This window comes from Curtobacterium sp. AB451, from assembly GCF_050585845.1.
In the GTDB taxonomy this organism is placed as follows: domain Bacteria; phylum Actinomycetota; class Actinomycetes; order Actinomycetales; family Microbacteriaceae; genus Curtobacterium.
Genome location: NZ_JBOBQG010000007.1, coordinates 66,994 through 91,718 on the forward strand (window position 1 = coordinate 66,994; position 24,725 = coordinate 91,718).

Annotated in this window: 24 protein-coding genes; 12 read left to right on the forward strand and 12 right to left on the reverse strand. The window is 71.7% G+C overall.

What is annotated here, in order from left to right:
* Window positions 1-130 precede the first annotated feature (130 nt).
* The 6 genes from ACQXVK_RS15345 to mnhG are packed head-to-tail and all read left to right on the forward strand — an operon-like array spanning window position 131 to window position 6,401.
* Window positions 131-3,019, forward strand: coding sequence for a Na+/H+ antiporter subunit A (locus ACQXVK_RS15345; RefSeq protein ID WP_430854144.1), 2,889 nt, complete (start codon window positions 131-133; stop codon window positions 3,017-3,019).
* Window positions 3,016-3,426, forward strand: a complete 411-nt coding sequence (locus tag ACQXVK_RS15350; protein ID WP_022907807.1) for a Na(+)/H(+) antiporter subunit C — start codon at window positions 3,016-3,018, stop codon at window positions 3,424-3,426. The genes ACQXVK_RS15345 and ACQXVK_RS15350 overlap by 4 nt, the downstream gene beginning before the upstream one ends.
* On the forward strand, window positions 3,423-5,123 hold the full coding sequence (locus ACQXVK_RS15355; protein ID WP_022907806.1) for a Na+/H+ antiporter subunit D: 1,701 nt from the start codon (window positions 3,423-3,425) through the stop codon (window positions 5,121-5,123). The genes ACQXVK_RS15350 and ACQXVK_RS15355 overlap by 4 nt, the downstream gene beginning before the upstream one ends.
* Window positions 5,120-5,707 (forward strand): Na+/H+ antiporter subunit E, encoded by a 588-nt coding sequence (locus ACQXVK_RS15360; RefSeq protein ID WP_022907805.1) that lies wholly within the window; start codon window positions 5,120-5,122, stop codon window positions 5,705-5,707. The genes ACQXVK_RS15355 and ACQXVK_RS15360 overlap by 4 nt, the downstream gene beginning before the upstream one ends.
* Window positions 5,704-6,048, forward strand: a complete 345-nt coding sequence (locus ACQXVK_RS15365) for a hypothetical protein (RefSeq protein ID WP_022907804.1) — start codon at window positions 5,704-5,706, stop codon at window positions 6,046-6,048. Before ACQXVK_RS15360 ends, ACQXVK_RS15365 begins: the two co-directional genes overlap by 4 nt.
* Window positions 6,045-6,401, forward strand: a complete 357-nt coding sequence (gene mnhG / locus ACQXVK_RS15370) for a monovalent cation/H(+) antiporter subunit G (protein WP_022907803.1) — start codon at window positions 6,045-6,047, stop codon at window positions 6,399-6,401. The genes ACQXVK_RS15365 and mnhG overlap by 4 nt, the downstream gene beginning before the upstream one ends.
* Window positions 6,402-6,459: 58 nt before the next feature.
* Here the strand turns inward: mnhG and ACQXVK_RS15375 are convergent, their stop codons facing one another.
* Window positions 6,460-7,704, reverse strand: a complete 1,245-nt coding sequence (locus tag ACQXVK_RS15375) for an MFS transporter (RefSeq protein ID WP_430854145.1) — start codon at window positions 7,702-7,704, stop codon at window positions 6,460-6,462.
* Window positions 7,705-7,891: 187 nt separating this feature from the next.
* Between ACQXVK_RS15375 and ACQXVK_RS15380 the strand changes: the two genes are divergently transcribed.
* Window positions 7,892-8,920 carry an aldo/keto reductase gene (locus tag ACQXVK_RS15380; protein ID WP_430854146.1) on the forward strand — a complete coding sequence of 343 codons (1,029 nt, stop codon included), beginning with the start codon at window positions 7,892-7,894 and terminating at the stop codon, window positions 8,918-8,920.
* Window positions 8,921-8,929: 9 nt separating this feature from the next.
* Here the strand turns inward: ACQXVK_RS15380 and ACQXVK_RS15385 are convergent, their stop codons facing one another.
* Complete coding sequence (locus ACQXVK_RS15385; RefSeq protein WP_402268837.1) at window positions 8,930-9,124, reverse strand: hypothetical protein; 195 nt, start codon at window positions 9,122-9,124, stop codon at window positions 8,930-8,932.
* A 120-nt stretch (window positions 9,125-9,244) separates the two neighbouring features.
* Here ACQXVK_RS15385 and soxR point away from each other — a divergent pair, with 120 nt between their 5' ends.
* Entirely contained in the window at window positions 9,245-9,733 is a 489-nt protein-coding gene (gene soxR / locus ACQXVK_RS15390) for a redox-sensitive transcriptional activator SoxR (RefSeq protein WP_430854147.1), read from the forward strand.
* A gap of 63 nt (window positions 9,734-9,796) precedes the next feature.
* Here soxR and ACQXVK_RS15395 read toward each other — a convergent pair whose 3' ends face one another.
* Window positions 9,797-10,243, reverse strand: a complete 447-nt coding sequence (locus ACQXVK_RS15395) for a MarR family winged helix-turn-helix transcriptional regulator (protein ID WP_430854148.1) — start codon at window positions 10,241-10,243, stop codon at window positions 9,797-9,799.
* Window positions 10,244-10,267: 24 nt separating this feature from the next.
* On the opposite strand from ACQXVK_RS15395, the gene ACQXVK_RS15400 reads away from it, so the two are divergent.
* Window positions 10,268-11,542 carry a multidrug effflux MFS transporter gene (locus ACQXVK_RS15400; protein WP_430854149.1) on the forward strand — a complete coding sequence of 425 codons (1,275 nt, stop codon included), beginning with the start codon at window positions 10,268-10,270 and terminating at the stop codon, window positions 11,540-11,542.
* Between the two features lie 150 nt (window positions 11,543-11,692).
* Here the strand turns inward: ACQXVK_RS15400 and ACQXVK_RS15405 are convergent, their stop codons facing one another.
* Window positions 11,693-12,418, reverse strand: coding sequence for a phosphatase PAP2 family protein (locus ACQXVK_RS15405; RefSeq protein WP_430854150.1), 726 nt, complete (start codon window positions 12,416-12,418; stop codon window positions 11,693-11,695).
* Window positions 12,419-12,530: 112 nt separating this feature from the next.
* Here ACQXVK_RS15405 and poxB point away from each other — a divergent pair, with 112 nt between their 5' ends.
* Complete coding sequence (gene poxB / locus ACQXVK_RS15410) at window positions 12,531-14,255, forward strand: ubiquinone-dependent pyruvate dehydrogenase (protein ID WP_402268824.1); 1,725 nt, start codon at window positions 12,531-12,533, stop codon at window positions 14,253-14,255.
* A 19-nt stretch (window positions 14,256-14,274) separates the two neighbouring features.
* Here the strand turns inward: poxB and pcp are convergent, their stop codons facing one another.
* The 3 genes from pcp to ACQXVK_RS15425 form a co-directional block, all read right to left on the reverse strand.
* On the reverse strand, window positions 14,275-14,922 hold the full coding sequence (pcp, locus tag ACQXVK_RS15415; protein WP_430854151.1) for a pyroglutamyl-peptidase I: 648 nt from the start codon (window positions 14,920-14,922) through the stop codon (window positions 14,275-14,277).
* A 144-nt stretch (window positions 14,923-15,066) separates the two neighbouring features.
* Window positions 15,067-15,366, reverse strand: coding sequence for a Dabb family protein (locus tag ACQXVK_RS15420; protein WP_430854152.1), 300 nt, complete (start codon window positions 15,364-15,366; stop codon window positions 15,067-15,069).
* 9 nt (window positions 15,367-15,375) lie between these two features.
* On the reverse strand, window positions 15,376-16,263 hold the full coding sequence (locus ACQXVK_RS15425; RefSeq protein ID WP_022907792.1) for an SDR family oxidoreductase: 888 nt from the start codon (window positions 16,261-16,263) through the stop codon (window positions 15,376-15,378).
* Between the two features lie 80 nt (window positions 16,264-16,343).
* Between ACQXVK_RS15425 and ACQXVK_RS15430 the strand changes: the two genes are divergently transcribed.
* On the forward strand, window positions 16,344-17,582 hold the full coding sequence (locus tag ACQXVK_RS15430) for an AAA family ATPase (RefSeq protein WP_430854153.1): 1,239 nt from the start codon (window positions 16,344-16,346) through the stop codon (window positions 17,580-17,582).
* A gap of 192 nt (window positions 17,583-17,774) precedes the next feature.
* Complete coding sequence (locus ACQXVK_RS15435; RefSeq protein WP_402268759.1) at window positions 17,775-18,233, forward strand: DUF4383 domain-containing protein; 459 nt, start codon at window positions 17,775-17,777, stop codon at window positions 18,231-18,233.
* A 111-nt stretch (window positions 18,234-18,344) separates the two neighbouring features.
* Here ACQXVK_RS15435 and ACQXVK_RS15440 read toward each other — a convergent pair whose 3' ends face one another.
* The 5 genes from ACQXVK_RS15440 to ACQXVK_RS15460 all read right to left on the reverse strand — a co-directional run bounded on the left by ACQXVK_RS15440 (window position 18,345) and on the right by ACQXVK_RS15460 (window position 24,689).
* Window positions 18,345-19,271, reverse strand: coding sequence for an ROK family protein (locus tag ACQXVK_RS15440; protein WP_430854154.1), 927 nt, complete (start codon window positions 19,269-19,271; stop codon window positions 18,345-18,347).
* Window positions 19,268-20,950 (reverse strand): dipeptide ABC transporter ATP-binding protein, encoded by a 1,683-nt coding sequence (locus tag ACQXVK_RS15445; RefSeq protein ID WP_430854155.1) that lies wholly within the window; start codon window positions 20,948-20,950, stop codon window positions 19,268-19,270. The genes ACQXVK_RS15440 and ACQXVK_RS15445 overlap by 4 nt, the downstream gene beginning before the upstream one ends.
* Window positions 20,950-21,843 carry an ABC transporter permease gene (locus ACQXVK_RS15450; protein WP_430854156.1) on the reverse strand — a complete coding sequence of 298 codons (894 nt, stop codon included), beginning with the start codon at window positions 21,841-21,843 and terminating at the stop codon, window positions 20,950-20,952. Before ACQXVK_RS15450 ends, ACQXVK_RS15445 begins: the two co-directional genes overlap by 1 nt.
* Window positions 21,840-22,799, reverse strand: coding sequence for an ABC transporter permease (locus ACQXVK_RS15455; protein ID WP_402268747.1), 960 nt, complete (start codon window positions 22,797-22,799; stop codon window positions 21,840-21,842). The genes ACQXVK_RS15450 and ACQXVK_RS15455 overlap by 4 nt, the downstream gene beginning before the upstream one ends.
* Window positions 22,800-22,892: 93 nt before the next feature.
* Complete coding sequence (locus tag ACQXVK_RS15460) at window positions 22,893-24,689, reverse strand: peptide ABC transporter substrate-binding protein (protein WP_402268744.1); 1,797 nt, start codon at window positions 24,687-24,689, stop codon at window positions 22,893-22,895.
* Window positions 24,690-24,725: the final 36 nt, after the last annotated feature.

The following is a 24,725-nucleotide window of genomic DNA, read 5'->3' on the forward strand; positions in this document are numbered from 1 at the left end:
AGAGTGGTGCTGGAAGCCTGATCCTCGATCGGCCTCCCTGTCCGCCCACTCAGGAACTCCACATCCCCCTCTCCGTAGGCTGTGAGGGCCCAGTGAGCCGGACTGCAGCCCGACCCCGAGGAGGTGCCCGATGGTCATCGTCCTCGTCGCGTTCGCGATCGTCGCACTGATCGTCCCCGCCCTGACCCCCGTCCTCGGCCGCCGTGTGTTCCACGTCGCGGCCCTCGCACCGGCAGCGGCCGCGGTCCTCACCGTGGTGCAGACCGGTCCGGCGCTCGACGGCGGGGTCACCGAGCGGTTCCGGTGGGTGCCGCAGCTCGACCTCGCGATCGCCCTGCGGATGGACGCCCTGTCGTGGGTCCTCGCCCTCGTGGTGAGCGTGGTCGGAGCGCTCGTCCTCGTGTACTGCGCCTCGTACTTCAGCCCGGACGAACCGGGGCTCGGCCGGTTCGCCGGGGTCCTCACCGCCTTCGCCGGGTCGATGTACGGGCTCGTGGTCGCCGACGACGTCATCGTGCTGTTCGTCCTGTGGGAGGCGACGACGGTCTTCTCCTACCTGCTGATCGGGCACGACTCGGTGAAGCGTGCCAGTCGCGCGGCGGCGATGCAGGCGCTCGTCGTCACCACCGCCGGGGGCCTGGCGATGCTCGCCGGTCTGGTGGTGCTGTCGGTCACCGCCGGCACGACGTCGCTCTCCGGGATCGTCGCCGACCCGCCGTCGGGGACGATCGTCTCGGTGTCCGTCGTGCTCGTCCTGCTCGGTGCGCTGACGAAGTCCGCCATCGTGCCGTTCCACTTCTGGCTCCCGGCGGCGATGGCGGCCCCGACCCCGGTGAGCGCGTACCTGCACGCCGCGGCGATGGTCAAGGCCGGCATCTACCTCGTCGCCCGGCTCGCCCCCGCCTTCGCGCTGCTCGGCGGCTGGCGCGAGACGATCACGGTGCTCGGCGTGCTCGGGATGCTCATCGGCGGGTACCGGGCGCTCCGCCAGACCGACATCAAGCTCCTGCTCGCCTACGGCACGGTCGCCCAGCTCGGGTTCCTCGTGCTCGCCGCCGGGTGGGGTGCTCCCGAGGTCGCCCTCGGCGGCGTGGCGCTGCTGGTCGCGCACGCCGCGTTCAAGTCCACCCTGTTCCTCGTCGTCGGCGCGGTGGACCACGTCACGGGCACCCGCGACCTCGCGAAGCTGAGCGGGCTCGGCCGGCGGATGCCCTGGACCACCGTCGTCGCCGTCCTCGCCCTGCTGTCGATGGCCGGCATCCCGCCGACGATCGGGTTCGTCGCGAAGGAGGCCGTGCTCACCGGCTTCATCGACTCGCTGCACGGCCCCGACGCCGCCTGGGCGTGGATCGCGCTCGTCGGCGTCACGATCGGCTCGGTGCTCACCGTGGCGTACTCGCTGCGGTTCCTGTGGGGCGCCTTCGGGCGGAAGCCTGGAGTCCCCGACACCGAACCGCACGGGCTGCACGGCCTCGGCGTCGTGCCGTCGGTGCTCGCCGTCACGGGCCTCGCGCTCGGGGTGGCGACGCCCCTCGTCGCGCTCGGCATCGAGCCCGCCGCACACGCCGCGGCCCTCGACGGCGAGGTCCCGCACCTCGCCCTCTGGCACGGACTCGAGCCGGCCCTCGGCCTGTCCGCCGTGACGCTCCTCGGCGGCATCGCACTGTTCGCCCTGCGCCGCCCGGTCGAGGCGCTGCAGCACCGCCTCGCCGGATCGCCGAGCGCGTCGGGCACCTACCGCCACCTCATGCGCGGCCTCGACCGCGTGGCGACCGGCCTCACCGCCGGCCTCCAGCGCGGTTCGCTCCCCTACTACCTGACCGTCATCCTGTCGGTGTTCGTCGCCGGGGCGCTCGTCAACCTGGTGGTCGGCGGCCCGTGGGCGTTCCACGTCCGGTTCGCCGACTCGTGGGGCCAGGTCCCGGTCGTGATCGTCATGTCGATCGCCGCGATCGCCGTCCTGACCGCCAAGACCCGCTTCGCCGCCGCCGTGCTCGTCGGCGTGACCGGCTACGGCATGTCCGTGCTGTTCGTCCTGCACGGCGCCGTCGACCTCGCCCTGACCCAGCTCGTGGTCGAGACCGTGACCCTCATCGCCTTCGTGCTCGTCCTGCGTCGGCTGCCCCCGCGGATCAACACGGCGAACCCGTCGCGGTTCCGGATCGCGCGGGCGCTGTTCGCCGGGCTGGCCGGCCTGACGCTGGCGATCGTCGTGGTCGTCTCGGCGTCGGCCCGCACCGCCCGACCGCTCTGGCCGGACCTGCCGGCGCTGACGAGCTCGTTCGGGCACGGTCTGAACGTGGTGAACGTCGCCCTGGTCGACCTGCGCGGCTGGGACACCCTCGGCGAGCTGACGGTCGTGGTCGCCGCCGCGACGGGTGTCGCGAGCCTCATCTTCGTGAACTCCCGCGAGGACACCCTCCCCCGCCTCCGCGACCTGCCGGCCCGGCTCGCCCCGGGCCGCGAGGAGCGCACGGACGGCGAACCCCGCGCCTGGCTGCCGACGAGCGCTGCCATCCCGACCGGCCGTTCGGCCCTGCTCGACGTCGTGGTGCGGCTGCTGTTCCACGGCCTGATCGTGCTGTCGGTCTACCTGCTCTTCGCCGGACACAACGCGGCGGGTGGCGGGTTCGCCGGCGGGCTCGTCGCGGGCATCGCCCTCGCGGCGCGGTACCTGGCCGGCGGCCCGGCCGAGCTCGGCGCCGCGGCCCCGGTGCGCGCGGGTCGCCTGCTCGGCCTCGGCGTCGCGACCGCCGCGATCACCGCACTCGTACCGATGTTCTTCGGCAAGGAGGCCCTGTACTCCGAGTTCTTCGAGGCCACCGTCCCCGTGCTCGGCCACGTCGAGTTCGTCACCGCGACGTTCTTCGACATCGGCGTCTACCTCGTCGTCGTCGGCCTCGTGCTCGACGTCCTCCGCAGCCTCGGTGCCGAGGTCGACCGGCAGCGCCTCGAGGAGGCCGCGACGCCCGTGCGGGACGCCACCGAAGCCCCCACCCCGGAAGGGAGCGCCACATGACCGTCACCCTCGTGCTCGTCATCGCGATGGCGGTGCTGTTCTCCTGCGGGGTGTACCTGCTCCTCGAGCGCTCGCTGACCCGGATGCTGCTCGGGTTCCTCCTGCTCGGCAACGCCCTGAACCTGCTGCTGCTCGTGATGTCCGGCGCCGCCGGGAACCCGCCGATCGGCAAGTCGTCCGAGGGCATCACCGACCCGCTCCCCCAGGCGTTCGCCCTGACCGCCATCGTCATCACGTTCGCGGTGAGCGCCTTCCTGCTGGCGCTCATCCACCGCTCGTGGAAGCTCTCCCGCGCCGACGAGGTCGAGGTCGACGAGGCCGACGTCGCGATCGGCAGGGAACGCGACGAACCGGCAGACGAAGACCCCGAGACCACCACCGACGCAGAACAGGAGGCGACCCGATGACCTGGCTCGTCCCGCTCCTCGTCCTCGTCCCGCTGCTCGGTGCCGCGGTCGCGCTCGGACTCCTCAACCACCAGAAGCTCCAGCGCGCGATCACCGTCGTGGTGCTCGTCGTCGCCCTGGCCGTCGCCGCGACGCTCATGGTGCTCGTCGACCAGCACGGCACGTTCGTGGTGCAGGTCGGCGGCTGGGACGCGCCGTACGGCATCTCGCTCGTCGTCGACCGGCTGAGCGCCCTGCTCCTCACGGTGAGCGCGAGCGTGCTCCTGATCGTCCTGCTCTTCTCGATCGGCCAGGGGCTCGCGGCCGACGACGGCGAGGCACCGGTCACGATCTTCTACCCGACCTACCTCGTGCTCGCGGCCGGGGTCCTCGACTCCTTCATCGCCGGGGACCTCTTCAACCTCTACGTGGCGTTCGAGATGCTGCTCGTGGCGAGCTACGTGCTCATCACCCTCGGCGGCAGCGAGCAGCGCGTGCGAGCAGGCACCACGTACATCGTGACGAGCCTCATCGCGTCGGCGATCTTCCTCGCGGCGATCGGGCTCGTGTACGGCGCCACGGGCACCGTCAACATCGCCCAGATCAGCGAACGGGTGGCGGGGCTGCCGGAGCACGTGCAGCTGCTCCTCCACACGATGCTGCTCATCGGGTTCGGCATCAAGGCGGCCGTGTTCCCGCTGGCGTTCTGGCTGCCGGACTCCTACCCGACCGCACCGGCCCCGGTGACGGCGGTGTTCGCGGGCCTGCTGACCAAGGTCGGCATCTACGCGATCATCCGGCTCGAGACGATCATCTTCCCGAGACCGCAGCTGAACACGGTGCTGCTCATCGTGGCGATCCTCACGATGGTGGTCGGCGTGCTCGGTGCGGTGTCGCAGACGGACGTGAAACGACTGCTGTCCTTCACGCTCATCAGCCACATCGGGTTCATGGTCATGGGCGTCGGCCTCGGCTCGGTCGCGGGGACGGCCGCCGCGGTCTTCTACACGGTCCACCACATCGTGGTGCAGACGACGCTCTTCCTGGTCTCCGGCCTGATGGAGCGCGTGGGCGGCACGACCTCGACGAGATCGCTCGGCGGACTGCTCAAGGCCGCGCCGCTGCTCGCCGCGCTCTACCTCGTGCCGGCGTTCAACCTCGGTGGCATCCCGCCGTTCTCCGGCTTCATCGGCAAGCTCGGGCTCTTCCGCGCCGCGGCGATCGACGGCTCACCGCTGGCGTACGCGACCATCGCCGCCGGTGTCGTGACGAGCCTCCTGACCCTGTACGCGCTCATGCGCGTCTGGGACGCCGCCTTCTGGCGGCCGAAGCCCGCGGCCGAGGCAGCGGCCCCGCACGCGAGCGTCGCGGAGCCGCACGCCCACCTGCGGTCGCCGGAACCGGCGCCCCTGACCGTCTCCGAGGAGACGGGCAAGGCCTTCCACCCGGGAGGCTCGGTGACGGTCACCGACGCACCGCACGCGAGCCGCGCCTCCCGTCCGGAGACCGCACCGACGGCCACGCAGGGCGGCGTCGGCGAGGCGCCCACCCACGTCCGGTTGCCGCGCATGCTCGTCGGGGTCACGACCGTGGCCGTGCTCGGCTCCGTCGCCCTCACCGTCGTCGCCGGTCCGCTGTACGGCTACGCGACCCGCGCGGCGGAGTCGCTCGAGTCCCCGGACCGCTACGTGCAGGCCGTGCTCGGGGGTGACCGGTGACCGCGAACAGCACCCGGCGCATCACGAACGCGCGGCGCATCGCCGTCGCGTGGCGCTACGACGTCCCCCTCGTCGCCGGGCTCACCGTGCTGTGGGCGCTCCTCTGGGGCTCGTGGACGCCGCTCACCCTGCTGTGCGGGATCGTCGTCGCGCTCCTCGTCACGCAGTTGCTCCCGCTGCCCCCGGTGCCGCTGTCCGCCCGGTTCTCGATCCCGCACGCGGCGTGGTTCCTCGTCGTCTGGTCCGGCCTCGTCGTGCTCGCCTCGTTCCGGGTCGCCTGGGTCGCGCTGCGCCCGCGCGGGGTCCGCCGGAGCTCGATCACGCTCGTGCAGCTCCACACGACGTCCGAGATGACCTTCACCCTGGCGACGCTCGCGATCTCGCTCGTGCCCGGCTCCTACGTCGCCGACGTCGACCTGCGCCGACGGCGGCTGCTGCTGCACGTGCTGGACACCGAGCGGGTCGAGCAGGTCGAGGCGGCCCGCCGCGAGGCGCTCGGCATCGAGACGCTCGTCATCCGCGCGCTCGGGTCGAAGCAGGACCTCTCCGAACTGTCCGAACCCCTGCCGGAGGTCACGCGATGAGCGCCGCAGTCGTCGTCATGGGGATCGGGATCGCCCTGGTGCTCGCGCTCCTCGGTGCCACCCTCGTGCTCGCGGTCCTCCGCATCGTGCGGGGTCCGACGATCCTCGACCGGATGATCGGCTCCGACATGGTGCTGACGACCGCCCTCGTCGTGATCGGCGCCGCGATGGTGATCCGGCGGGACCTGACCGCCGTCCCCGTCCTCGTCGTCATCGCGGCGACGAGCGTCTTCGCCACGATCGCCGTCGCGCGTGCGGTCACACCGTCCTCGGACCCGTCCGACGAGGGCCTGACCGTGACCACGCCCGAGCACGCCGACGACCAGGAGCGTCCCCAGTGATCGACATCATCCAGGGCTTCATCGACGGCGCCGGGGTGCGCGCGTGGATCGCGCTCGCCCTGCTCCTCGTCGGGTCGGTGCTCTCGCTCGGCGCCGGGGTCGGGATCGTCCGGTTCCCCGACCCGCTCGTCCGGCTGCACGCCATGGCGAAGCCGCAGGTCCTCGGGCTCGCGTTCACCCTCGCCGCGGTCGTGGTCGCCGTGTGGACGTGGACCGCGCTGTGGGTCGTCCTGCCGATCATGGTGTTCCAGCTGTTCCTCGTGCCGGTGTCGACGCACATGATCGCGCGGGCCGGCCTGCGGGCGGACGACTACCGCCACGAGGACCTGCTCGTCGACGACACCGAGTCGTGACGAGCTGAGCCTGGAGGCGCGGTGCGGGCCCGCACCGTCCCTCCGGACCGTCAGGCGGTCACGCGCGTGCGCGACGCGACAGCACGAGGTTCGCCACCGCGGCGAGCACGACGATCGCCGCGGACGCGGCAGGGAACAGCATCGCGGCACCGGCTCCGTGCTGTTCGGCGACGTCGCCCGTGATCGCCGACGCGACCGACTGGCCCACGATGACCGCGGAGCCGAGGATCGTCATGGTGGTCGCCGAGCGGCCGACGGGCGACCGGTCGGAGCCGAGGCTGTACTGCGCGACCAGGGTCGGGCCGATGCCGATGCCCATCACCGCGAGCACGACGCCCACGGCGACGACGGAACCGGCCTGCGAGAACCAGACCGCGCCGCCGAGCAGCACGACGCCGAACACGAGCCAGCGCCACCCGAGGGCGAAGCCGCGCGGGAACGCCGCCGAGCCGAGCGCGAGCCCCGCGGAGCCGATGCCCATCAGGCCGTAGAGCAGCCCCGCCTGCGACGGCTCGCCGTGCGTCTCCATGAACGCGGTGAGCGAGGTGAGGGTCGCGCCGAAGAACAGGCCGACACCGAGGATCCCCACCACGACGACGACGAGTCGGGGGCGGAGGAGCTGGCGCGCCGGGGCCTGCTCGAGCTCCTCGTGGCGGCCGAGCACGAGCTTGCCGGTCGGGTGCAGCGCGAACGCCGTGACGAACACGAACGTCAGCGCTGAGGCACCGGCGACGGCGACCCACGGGGCGATCGCGCTCGCGAGGATCCCGACGAGGAACGGCCCGATGATGAACACCGTCTCGTCGGCGGCGGACTCGTAGGCCATCGTGCCGCTCAGGACCTTGCTCCGACGTGCGGGCGCCATCCGCTGCCCGATGATCGCGACGAGCCGGGTCCGGGACATCGGGGCGACCTGCGGTGCCGAGGCGCCGATGCAGAACGCGAGCGCGAGCACCGCGACGTCCGGCGCCGTGCCGTCCACCACGAAGGGGAACACCCCGAGCAGCACGGCGTTCACGAGCCCGACGGGGACGAGCACGTTCCGCTGCCCGAAGCGGTCCGCAGCGGCACCGACGAGCGGGCCGAATACCGCGGCGCCGATGCCGACCGAGGCGGAGTTCACACCGCCGAGGGCGACCGAGTCACGGGCGGAGACGACGAGCGTCAGCACGCCGACGACCATCATCGCGAACGGGAGCCGGGCGACGAACGCTACGGGGAAGTACCAGCGTCCGGCGTGTGCGACGAGGGACCGGTCGTCGGTGGTCGCGGGGGCGGACGGGCTGGAGCTGGTCTGGAGCATGGAGGTGTGCCTTCTCGGCCCGGCCCGGGAGCTTCGGGGGCGGACCCATCGGGTGCCGCCGTTGTCCGCCGGGGAGCCGACGGCCGGTAGATACACACTGCGTGTTGGTGGAGCGGACCCAGGGTACCAGCGGTAACGGTTCGTCACCCGGGCCCGTCGCGGGGTGCGTCCTCCTATCGTGGCGGCCATGGAACAGCGACGCATGGGGCGGACCGGAGCCCCGGTCAGCGCGCTGACCCTCGGGACGCGTGCCGTGTCGTCCGTCGCCGAGCGTGACGTCGACGACGCCGTCCGGCTCGTCCACGAGGCGCTCGGGCGCGGGGTCACCGCGGTGGACGTGTCCGACGCGGACGGCGCGGGGCTCGCCGAGACCGTCCTCGGCGCGGCGCTCGGGGACCGACGGGACGACGTGTTCCTGGCGGTCCGGTTCGGCGACCCGGTCGACCACGACCCGTCGCACCACGGCAACGGCCGGCGCTGGATGTTCCGTGCGGTCGAGCGCAGCCTCGAGCGCCTCGGCACCGACGTCATCGACCTGTACCAGCCCGCGCACCCGGACCCGGCGACCTCGCTCGACGAGACGCTCGACGCGCTCGCGGACCTCGTCACCCAGGGCAAGATCCGCGCGTTCGGGATCCCGGGCTTCCCCGCCGAGGAGCTCGTCGAGGCGCAGTGGCTCCGGTCCGGCGGGAAGAGCGCGAGCGCGACCCACGCCCCGTACTCGATCACCACGCGCACCGCGGAGCGCACGGCCTTCCCGGTGGCCCGTCGGTTCGGCCTCGGTGTGCTCGCGGCGGCACCCCTCGCCGGCGGCTGGCTCGCCGGCGCGTACCGGGACGGCACCGCGCAGCCCCGGTCGCCACGCGCGCTCGAGCAGCCGCACGCGTACGACGTCGGCGCCCCGGTGAACCGTCGGAAGCTCGAGGTCGCCGATCGGCTCGGGCGCCTCGCCGACGAGTCCGGTCTGACGCTGCTCGAGCTCGCGGTGGGGTTCGCGCTGACCCATCCGGACGTGTCGTCGGTGGTCGTCGGGCCGCGCACGATCTCGCACGTCGACGCCTACGCGCAGGCGGCCGAGGTGGTGCTCGACGACGAGGTCCTCGACGCGATCGACCGGATCGTGCCGCCGGGGACGCACGTGCTGGAACAGGACACGGGCATCGCGTTGCCGGGGCTCAGCCGGGAGCGCCTGCGCGGGCGCGTCCTCACCCCCTGACGGCTCCGCTCAGCGGTAGGCGAGCGTGCTGAGTGCCGCGTGCACGAGGATCACCGGCACCGCCAGTGCGTACGGGAGGCGGGCGGCGGTGCGCTCGAGCCGACCGAGGACGCCGTCGAGGGCGAGCGTCGTGCTCGCGGCGTCGGGACGGGCCGCTCGGGCGGTCGTGGTGCGGGCGGTGCGGGGCTGCAGGATCGTGGTCATGGTGGACCTTTCCGGGTCAGGAGCCGCCCCTCGCGGCTCGTGGTGTTGAACATATTGCACATCAGATTGCATGTCAACCGCTATGTCGACGGGCTCCGGTGCTGACCTAGGATCTCGACCATGGTGGAGATCCCGCGCCCGAGCCCGACCGACCTCCTCACGATCGGCGAGGTCGTCGCGAGGACCGGGGTCGCGGCGTCGGCCCTGCACTTCTACGAGCGCAAGGGCCTCATCCACCCGGAGCGCACGGCCGGCGGCACCCGCCTCTACCCACGGCACGTCGAGCGGCGCATCGCGATCATCCAGGTGGCGAAACGGCTCGGGATCCCGCTCAGCGAGGTCGCCGAGCAGTTCGAGACGCTGCCGTCCGACCGGATGCCGTCACTGCGCGACTGGAACCGGTTGAACGAGCGGTGGCGCGCACGGCTCCGCGCCCGGCAGCTCGAGCTGGGTCGGCTGCAGGAGGAGATGACGCAGTGCATCGGCTGCGGCTGCGTGTCGCTGAACGCCTGCCTCGTGATGAACCCGGGCGACCAGCTCGGTGCCGAGGGGCACGGCGCCCGGCGACTGCTGCCGATCGCGGACGAGGTGCCGGACCGCACCGCCTGACGGACGGGAGGCGCGGGGCGGGGCCGACCCGCGCCTCCCGTCCGTCAGCCGGTCGCGTCGCGGTCAGCGCGTCGCGTCGCGCAGGTGGCCGTCGATGCGCGTGAGCGTGGCGAACGTCGTCGCCACACCCTCGTCGTCGCCCCCGAGCGCCTGCCGGAGCATGCCGGCCCAGTGCGCGTGCAGCCGTTCGATGCTGCCCGCGGCGAGCTCGGTCGAGTACAGCTGCACGGTCCGGGCGTCGTCCGGGTCGGGCCGACGCTCGACCATCCCCTTCGCGACGAGCGACCCGACCGCCACGCTGAGGTTGCTGCGCTTGAGGGCCGTCGCCTCGGCCACCGCACTCGGGGTCGAGCCGGGGTTCCGGTCGATCCACCGCATCACGAGCGCCTCGGTGCCGGTCAGCGGCACGATGTCGAGCGACCGGGCGCCGTTCGGGTCGATCTCGCGCGAGATGCGGAGCACGACGTCGGCGAGCTCGGCGAGGAGGTCGTCGGACAGCGCGGATCCCATGGCGTCACCCTACCGACGTCGACAATGAGTTATGATTTAATAATTATGACGACGGACACCGGCTCCATCCGCGCGCACGCCGCGACGCCCACGACCCGACAGCAGGGCATCACCACCGGCCTGCTGCTCGTGCTCGGCCTGCTGAGCGCGGTCGCTCCCTTCGCGACCGACCTCTACCTGCCGGCCTTCCCGCAGATGACCACCGACCTGCAGGCATCGGCGACGACCGTGCAGCTCACGCTGACCGCGTTCCTCGTCGGCGTGACCGCAGGACAGCTCGTCTTCGGGCCGCTGTCCGACCGGTTCGGCCGCGTGCCGCCGCTCCTCGCCGGCGCCGCGCTGTGCGTCGCCGCGAGCGCCGCGGCCGTCCTCGCGCCGACCGTCGGCGTGCTCGTCGTCGCCCGGCTGCTGCAGGGCCTCGGCGGCGCGGCCGGCATGGTGATCGGGCGCGCGGTGATCTCCGACCTCGCGACGGGCAAGCCGGCGGCGCGGGCGTTCTCCCTCATGATGATCGTCGGCGGGGTCGCCCCGGTCGTCGCACCGCTGCTCGGCGGACTGCTGACCGGGCCGATCGGCTGGCGCGGACTGCTCGGCATCGTGCTCGGGCTGTCGGTGCTCATGCTCGTGGCGGTGCTCGCCGTGGTCCGCGAGACCCACCTGCGGTCGCGCCGTGACGCCCTGCGCGCCGAACGACGGGCCTCCGGCGCGACGGGTTCGCCGGTCCGGGCGCTCCGCTCCCGGACGTTCGTCGGGTACACCGCGGTGTTCGGCTTCGCGTTCGCGGTGATGATGGCGTACATCTCGGCGTCGCCGTTCCTGTACCAGGACATGCTCGGGCTCGGCACGGTGGGCTACGGGATCGCCTTCGGCTGCAACGCCCTCGCGCTGATGGGCGTCAGCATCCTGTCCGCGAAGCTCACGGCGACCCGGTCGGTCACCGGGGTGCTCACCCTCGGGATCGCGCTCGTGCTGGCCTCGACCGTCGCGTTCGCCCTGCTGGTCGTCACGGCGGCACCGGTGTTCTGGCTCGCTGTGCCGCTCTTCACCGCCGTGGGGTCGCTCGGGCTCGTGCTCGGCAACGCGACCGCACTCGCGCTCGGGGCGGTGCCGCAGGCTGCCGGGAGCGCCTCGGCCGTGCTCGGTGCCCTGCAGTTCGGGCTCGCGGCGCTCGTGTCGCCGCTCGTCAGCATCGGCGGCGAGGGGACGGCGGCGCCGCTCGCGGTCGTGATGCTCGCGGCCGCGGTGGTCGCCGTGGTGGCGCTCGTGGCGGCGCGCGGTCGGCGCGGCGTCGGCGCCTAGGGTCGCGCGCGGGGTCGGGCGCGCGCGGGCTCGGCGCGCACGGGGTCGGGCGCGCGGGCTCGGCGCGCGCGGGGTCGGGCGCGCGCGGGCTCGGCGCGGGGTTTCGCGCTCAGCGACAGTTCACGCGGCAGTCGGCCCGTGAGGTGTCGCTCAGCGCGTGACCTCGCGCTGCGCCGCAGGACCCCGCGGCCGCAGGAACGGGATCTTCGGCATCAGCCAGTCGACCCACACCACCCGCACGCCCGGAGCGACGGCGAGCGCCCAGAGGATCGACGCCGCCGCGTCCGTCGGGTAGTGCACGGCGTCGATCGACACCGCGAAGAACACGACGACGATCGCCACGGTCCCGAGGCCCAGCACGAGGCGGTGCCACCGGGTGTCGCGGAGGAGCCAGACGAGGGCGATCACGAACGCGGTGATGTAGACCGTGTGCCCGCTCGGGTAGCCCGGGTCCGGCTGAACGGGGAACGGGTGCGGCAGCACGGCGACGTCCGGCCGGGCCCGGTGCACGATCTCCTTCACGACGGCGGACGGCACCCACGTGATCGCGATCGTGCCGCCGAACGCCAGTGCCGGACGCAGGTCGCGGGTCCGCCACCAGATCACCGCGACCACCACGACGGTGATCCCGATCGCCGGGCCGGGGCTGATGACGTGGTAGACCGCGGTCGCGAACGCCCCGAGGGCCCCGGTGTGCAGGCCGTTCAGCGCCTTCGAGAGCCCGAGGTCGACCGTGCCGAGCGTGAACCCGACGATCGTGATCAGGACGACCGCGACGACGGCGATCGCCACCGACGCGAGCGGGTAGCGGCTCCGGTCGAGGATCCCGGACGCGTCGGACACTCGTCGGCGGGGGCGGAGGTCGTGGTCGAACATCCGCCCATCGTCGCAGGTGCGGCGCCCCGTCGGCCCCGGAGTCCGGTGCAGGACGATCAGAGATCGCTCAGCGAACGGCAAGGGATCAGCCGCCGGGACTAGACACGAGGGCATGACAACCGTTGCCGAGAACATCGTCGCCACCCTCCGTCAGAACGACGTCCAGCGGGTCTACGGTCTCCCCGGGGACTCCCTCAACGGCTTCACGGACGCACTCCGGAAGGACGGGACGATCCGGTGGGAGCACGTCCGCCACGAGGAAGCGGCCGCGTTCGCCGCCTCCGCCGAGGCCGAGCTCACCGGGGAACTCGCCGTCTGCGCCGGCAGCTGCGGCCCCGGCAACCTGCACCTCATCAACGGCCTCTACGACGCGAACCGCTCCCGCGTCCCCGTCCTCGCGATCGCTGCGCACATCCCCACGGCGGAGATCGGGTCCGGCTACTTCCAGGAGACCCACCCGCAGGAGCTGTTCCGCGAGTGCTCGGTCTACGTCGAGTACGTCGCCGACCCGTCCCAGATGCCGCGCCTGCTCGAGATCGCGATGCGCGCCGCCGTCGAGCAGCGCGGTGTCGCCGTGCTCGTCATCCCCGGTGACGTGCTCCTCGCCGAGGCCGTCGCACCCCGGGTCACCACCATCGAGCGCGCCACGCCGCGGATCATCCCCGCGCAGGCCGAGCTCGAGCGCACCGCGCAGCTGCTGAACGGTGCCGACCGGGTCACCATCCTCGCCGGCGCCGGTGTCGCGGGTGCCCACGACGAGGTCCTCGCACTCGCCGAACGCCTGCAGGCGCCGATCGTGCACGCCCTGCGCGGCAAGGAGCACATCGAGTGGGACAACCCCTACGACGTCGGCATGACCGGGCTGCTCGGCTTCGCCTCCGGCTACCGCGCGATGGAGGACGCCGACGTCGTCCTGATGCTCGGCACCGACTTCCCGTACCAGCAGTTCTTCCCCGCGAAGGCGAAGCACGTGCAGGTCGACGTCCGCGGCGAACAGCTCGGCAAGCGGCACCCGGTCGACATCGGCCTGGTCGGCACCGTCAAGGACACCGCCCTCGCCCTCATCCCGATGCTCGACGGCTCGAAACCCGCCAAGCACCTCGAGGACGCCCGCAAGCACTACGCGAAGACCCGCGCCAAGCTCGACGACCTGGCCGTGCCCGCCGGCAAGCACAAGCCGCTCCACCCGCAGTACGTCACGCGGGTGCTCGACCGGCTCGCGTCGGACGACGCCGTGTTCATCCCGGACGTCGGCTCCCCCGTCGTGTGGGCGTCGCGGTACCTCACGCTGAACGGCCGCCGCCGCCTGATCGGCTCGTTCGTGCACGGCACGATGGCGAACGCCGTCCCGCAGGCGATCGGTGCGCAGGCCGCGTTCCCGGACCGGCAGGTCGTCGCGATGGCCGGCGACGGCGGCCTCGCGATGCTGCTCGGCGAGCTCATCACGATCGTGCAGAACAAGCTGCCCGTGAAGATCGTCGTGTTCGACAACTCGTCGCTGAACTTCGTCGAGCTCGAGATGAAGGCGGCCGGGTTCGTCACCTACGGCACCGAGCTGCAGAACCCGGACTTCGCGAAGGTCGCCGAGGCGATCGGCATCCGGGGCTTCCGCGTCGACGAGTCCGACCAGCTCGAGGACGCACTCGCGGCGGCCCTCGCGCACGACGGCCCCGCGCTCGTGTCCGTCAAGGCCGACCGCCAGGAGCTGTCGATGCCGCCGGCGGTGACCCTCGAGCAGGCGAAGGGCTTCACGCTCTACGCGATCCGCACCGTGCTGTCCGGTCGCGGCGACGAGCTGCTCGACCTCGCGTCGACGAACTTCCGCCAGTTCGTCTGACGGGCCAGGGCGGCGCGGCTCAGGACTCCGCGCCGCCCTCGGCGACGATGTCCGGCGCCGGGTCCAGCGACGCGCGGACGACGGCGTCGAGCGCGGTGACGATCTCGTCGAGCCCGAGCGAGGGGCCGTCGCCGGCGATGTCCGGGGTCGCCGGGACGTGCACGAAACCGGCGCGGAACCCGTCGCGGTCGGCGAACGACATGAGCTCGTAGAAGACCTGGTTGCAGGTGAACGTCCCCGCCGTGTTGGACACCGCAGCGGGGACCCCGGCCGCCCGGACGTCGCGGACGATCCGCTTGATGGGCAGCCCGCTGAACGCCGCCGGCGCTCCGACCGGGTCGATCGGCTCGTCCACCGGCTGCGCGCCCGCGTTGTCCGGGATCCGGGCGTCCATGACGTTGATCGCGACGCGCTCCGGGGTCACCGCGGCCCGGCCGGCAGCGAGCCCCGTCGCGATCACGACGTCGGGCCGGTGCTTCGCGAGCACCGCCGCGAGCCGCGACCGTTCCTCGGCGAAGACCACCGGCAGCTGCTCGACGACGAGGGTCGCCGGTCCGTCCCAGGTGGCCGCCAGCCGCTGCGCGGCGTCCCACGAGGGGTTCACGGCGTCGCCGCCGAACGGTTCGAAGGCGGTCAGCAGGACGGTCGGTTCGGTCGCGTCAGCCACGTCCTCATCGTAGGGACCTGCGGGCCGGGAGGCGCGGTGCGGGGCCGAACCGCGCCTCCCGTTCGTCGGATGGTCACCATCCGCTCAGCGGCCCGTCCTCCAGGAGGGTAAGCGTCGACGCGGACTCCGACGCCCGGGGCGCGGTCAGTCCTCGACGTCGAAGACCACGACGCGGTCGCTCGCGCCCTGGATGTACGCCGCGACCGGCTGGTGCTCCTCGTGCGGCAGGTACCCGGCGAGCGCCGCGCGGTCCCGGAAGCGCACGACGAGCATCCAGTCGAAGCCGCCCTCGAGCCCCTCGGTGCTGATGCTCTCGCCGGACCGGACCGACTCGACCCCGTCGATCCGGGGCAGGTGCTCCCGCACGAGTTCGTCGGCCCGTGCCGACGGGTCGGTCGTCGCGTGGTCCCACGCGACGAGGACCACGTGTGTCGTCCCGCTCATCGTGTCCTCCTAGAACGCCGGGGTGCCACCGGCGACGGTGATCGTCGATCCGGACTGGTAGCTCGACTCGGGGCTGACGAGGTGCACGTACGCCGCGGCGAGTTCGGCCGGCTGCCCGGGACGCCCGAACGGCGACTGCTCACCGAAGTGAGCCACGGTCCGGGCGTCGTCGGACCCGGGCTGGAGCGGCGTCCACACCGGTCCCGGAGCGACCGAGTTCACGCGGATGCCCTTCGGCGCCAGCTGCTGGGCGACGGCCTCGGTGAAGAGCTTGATCGCACCCTTCGACACGGCGTAGTCGATCTTGTCCGGCGACGGTGTGCTCGCCTGGATGGACCCGGTCGTGACGATCGTGGAGCCCGGTTCGAGGTGCGGCACGGCGGCCTTGGTCAGCCAGAAGAGCGAGTAGATGTTCGTCTTGAAGGTCGAGTCGAAGTGCTCGGTCGTGAGGGTGAGGATGTCGTCGTTGCTGTCCATCCGGCCCGCGACCATGACGAGCGTGTCGAGACCACCGAACTCGTCGACGGCCCGCTGCACGAGGTCGGTGCAGTACTGCTCGTCGGAGATGTCCCCCGGGAACAGGACCGCACGACGCCCCTCGCCCTCGAGCAGGTCGCGCACCTGTTCGGCGTCCTCCTGCTCGTCGGGCAGGTAGGAGAGGACGAGGTCGGCGCCCTCGCGGGAGAGCGCGATCGCGGCGGCGCGGCCGATGCCCGAGTCGGCGCCGGTGACGATCCCCCGGTAGCCCGGCAGGCGCCCGTGTCCGACGTAGCTCTCCTCGCCGTGGTCGGGCTTCGGGTCCATCTTCCACGCGGCCCCGGGGAGCGACTGCTCCTGCTCCGGGTACGGCGGCGCCGGGTAGAGGGTGTTCGGGTCGCGCTTGTCGTCCTGGCTCATGCCCCTACGATGCCCGGCGCCCCCTCCGCGGTGGCTCAGCCCGGCATCCACCACCTGAGCACTCGACGTCGACACGGTCCTTGACAACCTTATCGGGATTAACGAGCTTCGATAAGGTTGGAAAGGTCGATAAGGAGGACCCTGTGGATCGAGTACGCAACCCCTACACTCCGAACGCCGGTTCCGCGCCACCGGTCCTCGCCGGACGCGATGCCGAACTGAAGGACTTCGAGAGCGTGCTCGAGCGCCTCGCCAGCGGCAAGACCGACAAAGCGGTCGCGGCGATCGGCCTCCGAGGAGTCGGCAAGACCGTCCTGCTCGGCGAGTTCGAGCGGATCGCACGCGAGCACAACTGGGTGGCGGTACCCGCCGAGATCTCGAAGACGAAGGAGTTCGGGCCGCAGCTCGCGAACCTCGTGCGCAAGGCGCTGTTCCAATTGTCACCGAAAGCGCGCTGGAACGACGTTGCGAAGCGGGCCGCCGGCGTGATCCGGTCGTTCTCGATGACCGTGCAGCCCGATGGGGCGCTCACGGCGGGCCTCGACGTCGAGAAGATCGACGGAGCAGCCGACTCTGGGCAGTTCGACGAAGACCTCGCTGATGTGCTCGAGTCGCTCGGAGAGACCGCTCGCGATGTCAGGCGCGGAGTGGTCTTCCTGCTCGACGAGATCCAGTTCCTCTCGAAGGACGAACTCGAGGCCTTGATCGGTGCCATTCACCGCTGCATCCAACGACGGCTCCCGATCACCGTTGCCTGTGCGGGCCTCCCGCAGCTCCCTGGCGTCGCGGGAGACGCGAAGTCCTACGCCGAGCGACTGTTCCACTACATCCAGGTGATCGAGCTCGGACCCGCCGACGCGAGACAGGCCATCGTCGCACCGGCTGCCGAGGAGGGCGTCCGGTTCGAGGACGCGGCAGTCGACGCGATCATCGAGTACACGGACGGCTACCCCTACTTCCTGCAGGAGTTCGGACGGTGGGTGTGGGATCTCGCGGAGGGACCCGTCATCACCGCGGCGGAGGTCGCTGACGCGCGGTACCTCGTGGAGGCAGAACTCGACGAGAGCTTCTTCAAGACGAGAGTGCAGCGGAGCACGAAGGAGGAGCTCCGTTACCTCCGAGCGATGGCTGCCCTGGGCCCGGAGCCCCAGAAGGCGTCGGACGTCGCGGAACAGCTCGGGAAGACCTCCGAGCAGGTCGCACCGCTCCGAGCTCGACTCATCGCCAAGGGACTCCTGTACACACCCAAGTTCGGCTTCGCCGAGTTCACGGTCCCGCAGTTCGACAAGTTCATGCTGCGCTACATCCCAGACTTCTGACCCTCTGGCCTCGGCGACGGTCCGAGTGTGAAGGCGTCGGATCCCCCCCCGAACTGGGTGAAGCGCGAATCGGCCTGTCTTGCCCAATACGCTGCAAACCAGCCGGGCGAGGGCTACGAAAGAGCTGTGGGCATGAACAAGGCCCCCGCCGACGCATCGTCGTGTCGGTCCCCATGAGAGAGAGGTCGCACCATGACCAGCAACGCAGCAACGAACCGCACCGCCAACGGCTCCACCTGGACCCAGAAGGGCGCACTCGTCTTCGGGATCGTCTTCCTCATCGTCGGTGTGGCCGGCTTCATCCCGGGTCTCACGATGGACATGGGCTCGATGTCGGTCGCGGGCCACGGCTCGATGGCACTCCTGCTCGGCACCTTCCAGGTGTCCGTGCTGCACAACATCGTCCACCTGCTCTTCGGCATCGTCGGGCTCGTCACCGCCCGTTCGCCGCGCAACGCGCGCCTGTACCTGCTCGTCGGCGGCATCGTCTACGCCGTCCTGTTCGTCTACGGCCTGTTCACCGCCGGCATGGCCGACCCGGCGAACTTCGTGCCGCTGAACAGCGCCGACAACGTGCTGCACCTGATCCTCGCCGTCGCGATGATCGTCCTCGGGCTGCTGCTCCCGCGCGTCGGGACCCGTCGGGTCTGACCCGTCCGTCGGCGGTCCAGCCGCCGACAGCACCCACGACCGGAGCCGGTCTGGGCCACGCGATCAGGTGGTCCAGGCCGGCTCCTCGTCGTGCGGGGAGCAGCCCTCGCCTCAGCGCGCGCGCGCGGTCCCGAGCACCAGGTCCCGCACCTGTGCGGCGGCGCCGAGCGCCACCGCGTCGGACCCGAGCGACGACAGTGCCAACCGGATCGGCGCACCGCTGACCGGGGGTTCCAGCGCGATGGCCCGGCTGATGGCCGGCTCGAGCAGGTCCCAGGAGCGAGCGATCCCGCCGCCGATGACGATGGTCGTGACGTCGAGGATCCCCGCCGTGAGCAGCGCGGCGCGCGCGAGTCCCCACCCGGCGGTCTCGAACACCGCGGCGGCGTCCGGGTCCCCGGTGCGAGCGGCGTCGGCGACCTCGCGCACGGTCACGCGTCGCCCGGTCCGTTCGGCGTAGCGGTCGGCGATCCCGCGGGCACCGGCGATCGTCTCGAGGTGGCCGACCTGTCCGCACGTGCACACCGCGTCGCCGAAGCCGGGGACGTGACCGATCTCCCCCGCAGCACCGCGGGGTCCGGCGAACAGGGAGCCGCCGAGCACGAGGGCGCCGCCGACACCGGTGCCGAGCGTCATGCCGAGGACGTCCGGCTCCCCGGCCACGGCTCCGGCGGCGACCTCGCCGAGGAGGAACGCGTTCACGTCGTTGTCGAGCGTCGCGGGGACGCCGAGGGCCGTGGTCACCGCGTCGGTCACGCCGTACCCGGCCCAGCCGGTGAACGAGTTGCCGGTCACGAGCACGGTGCCGGTGGTCGCGTCGACCACGCCAGCGGCGCCCACCCCGACCCCCGTCACGGAGGCGCGGTGCCGGTCGAGCAGGTCCGTCACGGCACCGAGGGCGGCCGTCACGATCGCCGCGCCGCCGGCGTGTGCCGGTGTCGGCAGGTCGACGCGGTCGATGACCTCGAGCGCCGGGGTCGCCAGGACGACCTTGGTGTTCGTCCCGCCGACGTCGACGCCGGCGACGACCTCGTTCACGCGGTCACCGCCCCGAGGGTCGCGAGCCGTTCGGCCCGCCGTTGCCGCTGCACCACCGGATCGGGGACGGGCACCGCCGCGAGCAGTCGCCGCGTGTAGTCGGTGGTCGGGTGCACGAGCGTGGCGCCGGTCGGGCCCTGCTCCTCGACGATCCCCTGGCGCATCACGACGACCCGCTCGGCGAACTGCTGCACGACGGCGAGGTCGTGCGAGACGAACAGGCACGCGAAGCCGAGGTCGGACTGCAGCTCGCGCAGCACCTCGAGCACCGTCTCCTGCACGCTCACGTCGAGGGCGCTGGTCGGTTCGTCGGCGACGAGCAGCCGCGGCGAGAGCACGAGCGCCCGGGCGAGCGACACGCGCTGCCGCTGGCCGCCGGAGAGCTCTCGGGGTGCCCGCGACGCCAGGGTGCGGGGCAGCCGGACGGCGTCGAGCACCTCGTCGATACGCTTCCGCCGGTCGGCGGAGGACATGCCCCGCCGGTGCACCGCGAGCGGCTCGGCGATGCACTCCGCGACGGACATCCGCGCGTCGAGCGACGCCACCGGGTCCTGCAGCACGACGCCGATGCCCGACCGCAACGCCCGCCGGTCGCGGCCGCGGGCCGTGCGCAGGTCGGAGCCGAACAGGTGCACGCTGCCGGACGTCGGCGCGACGAGACCGAGCGCGACCCGGGCCGCCGTGGACTTGCCCGAGCCGGACTCGCCGACCAGGCCGACGGTCTCGCCGGCGTGCACCGCGATGTCGATGCCCTGCAGCGCGTGGACGGCGCGCGCCCCGCGCCCGAAGGTCACCGAGACGTCCCGCAGGTCGACCACCGGGGCCGCACCGTGCCTCCCGTCCGCCGCGTCGGGCGCGGCCGCCGCGGCCGTCGGGGCCGGTCCGTCGACCGCCGCGACGGCGAGCCGCGGCACCGCGGCGAGCAGCCCCTTCGTGTAGTCGTGCTGCGGCCGGAGCAGGACGTCCTCGACGCTCCCGGTCTCGACGATCTCGCCCTGGAGCATCACCGCGACCCGGTCCGCGAAGTCCGCGACGACGCCCATGTTGTGGGTGACGAGCAGGACGCCCGTGCCGGTGTCCGCCGCCAGGCGACGGAGCAGCTCGAGGATCTCCGCCTGCACCGTGACGTCGAGCGCCGTCGTCGGCTCGTCCGCGATGAGGAGCTTCGGCGAGTTGGCGATCGCCATCGCGATCACCACGCGCTGCCGCTGCCCGCCGGACAGCTGGAAGGGGAACGCGCGCGCCCGCTGCTCCGGCGACGGGATGCCGACACGGCCGAGGAGCTCGACGGCCCTGGCCGCGGCGTCGGCGGCGGAGACGTCACCGTGGTTCCGGACGACCTCGGCGATCTGCGCGCCGACCCGGGTGAGCGGGTCGAGGGCGGTCGCCGGCTCCTGGAAGACCATCGAGACGGTGTTCCCGCGCAGGGACCGCAGGGAGGGCTCCGGGGCACCGACGATCTCGTGACCGTCGACGACGGCGCTCCCGGTGGCGGTGGCGTTGCCGGACAGCAGCCCCATCGCGGCGAGCGCCACGGTGGACTTGCCCGAACCGGACTCGCCGACGAGCGCGAGGGTCTCCCCGGGCTCGACGTGCAGCGAGACCCCGCGGACGGCGTCGACCGTGCCGGACTCCGTGCGGAAGGTGACCCCGAGGTCGGTGGTGGTCAGGATGGACATCAGCGGCCCCTCACGTCGAAGGCGTCCCGGAGCCCGTCGCCCACGGCGTTGAACGCGCAGACGACCAGGATCACGGCGAGACCCGGCGGCACGATGAGCCACCAGCGTCCCGAGTACGCGGCGGTGAGTCCCGCCGACAGCATGCCACCCCAGTCCGTCGCCGGTGCCTGCACGCCGAGCCCGAGGTACGAGACGTAGGCGACGAGCAGGATCGCGTCGGCGACCTGGAACGTCGCGGCGACGACGATCGTCGACACGGAGTTCGGCAGCAGGTGGCGGCCGATGGCGCGGGCGTGCGAACCGCCGATCGCCCGGAGGGTGAGGACGTAGTCACGGTTCTTCAGGGTGAGCGTCTCGGCCCGGATGAGGCGGGACGGCACGAGCCAGGACACGAGTCCGAGGATCACGATGAGCCCCCAGACGCCCGGGGTCGTGATCGCCGAGATGACGAGCAGGATGAAGAGGGCGGGGATCGCGATGCCGGCGTCCACGACACGCATCATCACGGCGTCGACCCAGCCGCCGACGTAGCCGGCGACCGAGCCCCAGAGCGTGCCGACCACGGTGGCGAGGATCCCGGCGGCGATCCCGACCATGAGCGACACCTTGCCGCCGAACATCAGGCGGCCGAGGACGTCGTGCCCGACGGCGTCCGTGCCGAGCAGGTGCGCGGCGCTCGGGGCGACGTTCACCTGGTCGAGCTGGGTGTGGACCTGGTCCGTCGGGTACAGGAACGGGCCGACGAAGCAGAACAGCACGATGACGACGATGACCACGAGGCCGATGACGGCGAGGGTGTTGTGGCGGAAGCGGCGGACGGCGAGGCGCCACCCGGTCGCGGCGACGGTGACGGGGGCGCCCGGGGCTTCGGGTGCCAGCTGGACGGCGCTCATGCGCGGCTCGCCTTCACTCGGGGATCGATGAGGGACTGCGCGACGTCGGCGAGCAGTGTGCCCACCACCGTCGCGATCGAGATGACGAGGACGCAGCCGAGGAGCGTCGGGTAGTCCGAGGTCTGCGCGGCGTTCCAGAACAGCAGCCCCATGCCGGGGTAGTTGAACAGCTGCTCGGTGACGAGCGCCCCGCCGAACAGCACCGGCAGGTAGTAGCCGAGCATCGCGACCACCGGGGTGAGCGAGTTCCGGAACACGTGCCGGCGCAGGATCGCCGCGGTCGAGGCACCGCCGGCGCGGGCGGTGCGGACGTAGTCCTCCTGCAGGTTCTCGAGCGTCGAGGCCCGCATGTACCGGCTGAACACGGCGATCATCGCGAGGGCCCCGGTGACGACGGGGAGCACGAGCCCGGCCGGGTCCTGGAAGACCTCGGCGAGGGTGTTGCCGCTCGGCGCCTGGGACGGCAGCCACGGCAGCTGCTGGCTGAAGACGATGATGAGGACGAGCCCGAGGAAGAACGCGGGCGTCGAGTAGAACACGAACGCCAGGGCCGTGGCCGCGTAGTCGACCGCGCCGTTGCGCCGGACCGCCTGCCACATGCCGACCGGGATCGCGAGCACGATGCCGAGCACCGCGGACATCCCGGTGAGGACGAGGGTCTTGGGCAACCGCTCGGCGATGAGCTGCGACACCGCCTCGTTGAGCGTGTACGAGGTGCCGAGATCGCCGGTGAGCAGGCGGCCGAGGAACCGGAGGTACTGCACGGGCAGCGGCTGGTCGAGCCCCTGCGCCTGGTTGAACGCGGCGATCTGCGCGGGCGTCGCTGAGACGCCGAGGACGCCGCGGGCCGGGCCGCCCGGCAGGGCGTGCAGCAGGCAGAACACGACGATCGTGACGATGAGGATCACCGCGAGCGCCTGCAGGACGCGCCTGGTGAGGTAGAGAGCTGTGGTCATGCGGCTTCCGTCGTCTGGTTCCGGACTGGGGGACGGACGGGAGGCGCGGTGCGCGTCGGACGCGCGCCGCGCCTCCTGTCCGGGGTCACGGTCTCACTTCGACCACTTCCACTGGGCGGGGTGGAAGTTCGCGAGCGAGTCCTGGTCGAACCCGGTCAGACCCTTCTTCACGACCGAGATCTGGTAGTCGGGCTCCGGCAGCCAGATCACCGGCAGGTCCTTCGCGAGCGCCGCGCTGTAGTCCTGCACGGCGGTCGGGTCGGGCGAGGTGGTCGTGGCGTCGATGAGCTCGTCCACGTCGGCGTTGGAGTACGACCCGAAGTTCGCCGAACCACCGGTCTGGAAGAGCGACTCACCGGTCGGGTAGGCCGGGAAGTACCAGCTGCCCGCGGTGCCGAAGAACGAGAGGTCCCAGTCGCAGCTGGCCTCGTCGCTCGTGCAGGTCGGGGTCTGCGACAGGACGCTCGACACCGGCGCGGTCTTGATCGTGAAGCCGATGCCGGTCTTCGCGAGCGAGGACTGGATCGCGCTCATCATGTTGTCGGTGACGGTCGACCCGGACTGCGAGAGCACGTTCATCGTGAACTTCGTGCCCTTCGTGACGCCCTCGCCGCACTGGCTGTCGGAGGTGCCCGGGTCGGTGCAGACCATCGTGCCGCCCTGCTCCGACCAGCCGTGGGACTCGAGGAGCGCCTTGGCCTTCTTCGTGCTGAACGGGTACGGGTTGTCCTTCTGCGTGCTCGACACGTAGTCGGACTCCTGCGCCTGCGGGATCGGGCCGTAGGTCGAGGTGGCGGTGCCGTTGAAGACGACCTTGGACAGCGAGGTCTGGTCGATCGACATCTGGACGGCCTGACGGGCGTACAGCTGCTTGAAGACGGCGCCCATCGTGGGGTTGTTGAAGTTGTACGGCATGTACGTGATCGCCCAGCCGGTCCAGGGCTGCACCTCGTAGCCCTTCGACGTGAAGGACGACTTCTGGTCCATGTCGGTGGCGTTGATGTAGCCGTAGTCGACCTCGCCGGAGCGGACGGCGTTCACCTCGGCGTCCGTCGTCGTGAACGGCAGCAGGTTCACGGTCGCGATCGAGGGCTTCTCACCGCCGTCGTACTTCGTGTTCGCGGTCAGGGTGACCTTGCCCGCGGTGGTGAACGTCTTCACGCCGTATGGGCCGGAGATGGTCTTCCACAGGTCGTCGCTCGCGTAGTCGGAGATCTTGCCGGCGGCCGTGTTGAGGTACTTCCAGACCTGCTTCGCGCCGGAGGTGGTCTCGTCGGCGTTGCCCACCGAGCCGCTCGCGCTCGTCTTGTCCCAGGCGTGCTGCGGCAGCGGGATGATGTGGCTCAGCTGGTTGGCGAGCATCCAGTCCGGGTTGTACGCCTTGTCGAACGTGATCGTGAAGTGCGTGTCGTCGTCGGCCTTGAAGGAGGTCCAGTTGTCCGGCGCCTTGCCCTTCGAGTAGGAGCCCCACTCGTCCTTGTTCGCCTTGATCAGGTTGAACCAGAACTCGACGTCGCGGCTCGTGATCGGCTTGCCGTCCGACCAGTGCCGGTCGCCGAGCGTGACGGTGACGCTCTTCGAGTCGCTCGCGAACGTCGCGTCGGTCGCGACGGAGCCGGCCTTGTTCCACGCGATCTTGCCGGTGGACCCGTCGTAGGCGACGAGCGGCTCGTACAGCGACTGCGCGATCGACCCGTTGTTCGTGTTGAGGTGCGCGGCGGTGCCGATCGGGAGGATCCAGTTCGGCGTGAAGTTGGCGGGCAGCGCGTAGTTGATCTCGTCGGTCGTGTTGCTCGACGAGGCGTTGCCGCCTCCGGAGCAGCCGGCGAGCAGCGCGCTCACGGCGATCGCGGCTCCGGTGAGGAGCGCCCAGCGACGGGGCTTGGTCATGTGTGTCTCCTGGTGCGTGGGAGGTTCGGGGTGTGG

Coding starts and splice junctions, on each gene's coding strand:
- ACQXVK_RS15445 (WP_430854155.1), bottom strand. CDS start 20,950: ATGTCCATCCTGACCACCACCGACCTCGGGGTCACCTTCCGCACGGAG.
- ACQXVK_RS15365 (WP_022907804.1), top strand. CDS start 5,704: ATGAGCGCCGCAGTCGTCGTCATGGGGATCGGGATCGCCCTGGTGCTC.
- ACQXVK_RS15400 (WP_430854149.1), top strand. CDS start 10,268: ATGAGTTATGATTTAATAATTATGACGACGGACACCGGCTCCATCCGC.
- ACQXVK_RS15425 (WP_022907792.1), bottom strand. CDS start 16,263: ATGAGCCAGGACGACAAGCGCGACCCGAACACCCTCTACCCGGCGCCG.
- ACQXVK_RS15420 (WP_430854152.1), bottom strand. CDS start 15,366: ATGAGCGGGACGACACACGTGGTCCTCGTCGCGTGGGACCACGCGACG.
- poxB (WP_402268824.1), top strand. CDS start 12,531: ATGACAACCGTTGCCGAGAACATCGTCGCCACCCTCCGTCAGAACGAC.
- ACQXVK_RS15355 (WP_022907806.1), top strand. CDS start 3,423: ATGACCTGGCTCGTCCCGCTCCTCGTCCTCGTCCCGCTGCTCGGTGCC.
- ACQXVK_RS15350 (WP_022907807.1), top strand. CDS start 3,016: ATGACCGTCACCCTCGTGCTCGTCATCGCGATGGCGGTGCTGTTCTCC.
- ACQXVK_RS15460 (WP_402268744.1), bottom strand. CDS start 24,689: ATGACCAAGCCCCGTCGCTGGGCGCTCCTCACCGGAGCCGCGATCGCC.
- ACQXVK_RS15395 (WP_430854148.1), bottom strand. CDS start 10,243: ATGGGATCCGCGCTGTCCGACGACCTCCTCGCCGAGCTCGCCGACGTC.
- ACQXVK_RS15380 (WP_430854146.1), top strand. CDS start 7,892: ATGGAACAGCGACGCATGGGGCGGACCGGAGCCCCGGTCAGCGCGCTG.
- ACQXVK_RS15345 (WP_430854144.1), top strand. CDS start 131: ATGGTCATCGTCCTCGTCGCGTTCGCGATCGTCGCACTGATCGTCCCC.
- ACQXVK_RS15405 (WP_430854150.1), bottom strand. CDS start 12,418: ATGTTCGACCACGACCTCCGCCCCCGCCGACGAGTGTCCGACGCGTCC.
- ACQXVK_RS15450 (WP_430854156.1), bottom strand. CDS start 21,843: ATGAGCGCCGTCCAGCTGGCACCCGAAGCCCCGGGCGCCCCCGTCACC.
- ACQXVK_RS15455 (WP_402268747.1), bottom strand. CDS start 22,799: ATGACCACAGCTCTCTACCTCACCAGGCGCGTCCTGCAGGCGCTCGCG.
- ACQXVK_RS15385 (WP_402268837.1), bottom strand. CDS start 9,124: ATGACCACGATCCTGCAGCCCCGCACCGCCCGCACCACGACCGCCCGA.
- soxR (WP_430854147.1), top strand. CDS start 9,245: ATGGTGGAGATCCCGCGCCCGAGCCCGACCGACCTCCTCACGATCGGC.
- ACQXVK_RS15435 (WP_402268759.1), top strand. CDS start 17,775: ATGACCAGCAACGCAGCAACGAACCGCACCGCCAACGGCTCCACCTGG.
- ACQXVK_RS15375 (WP_430854145.1), bottom strand. CDS start 7,704: ATGCTCCAGACCAGCTCCAGCCCGTCCGCCCCCGCGACCACCGACGAC.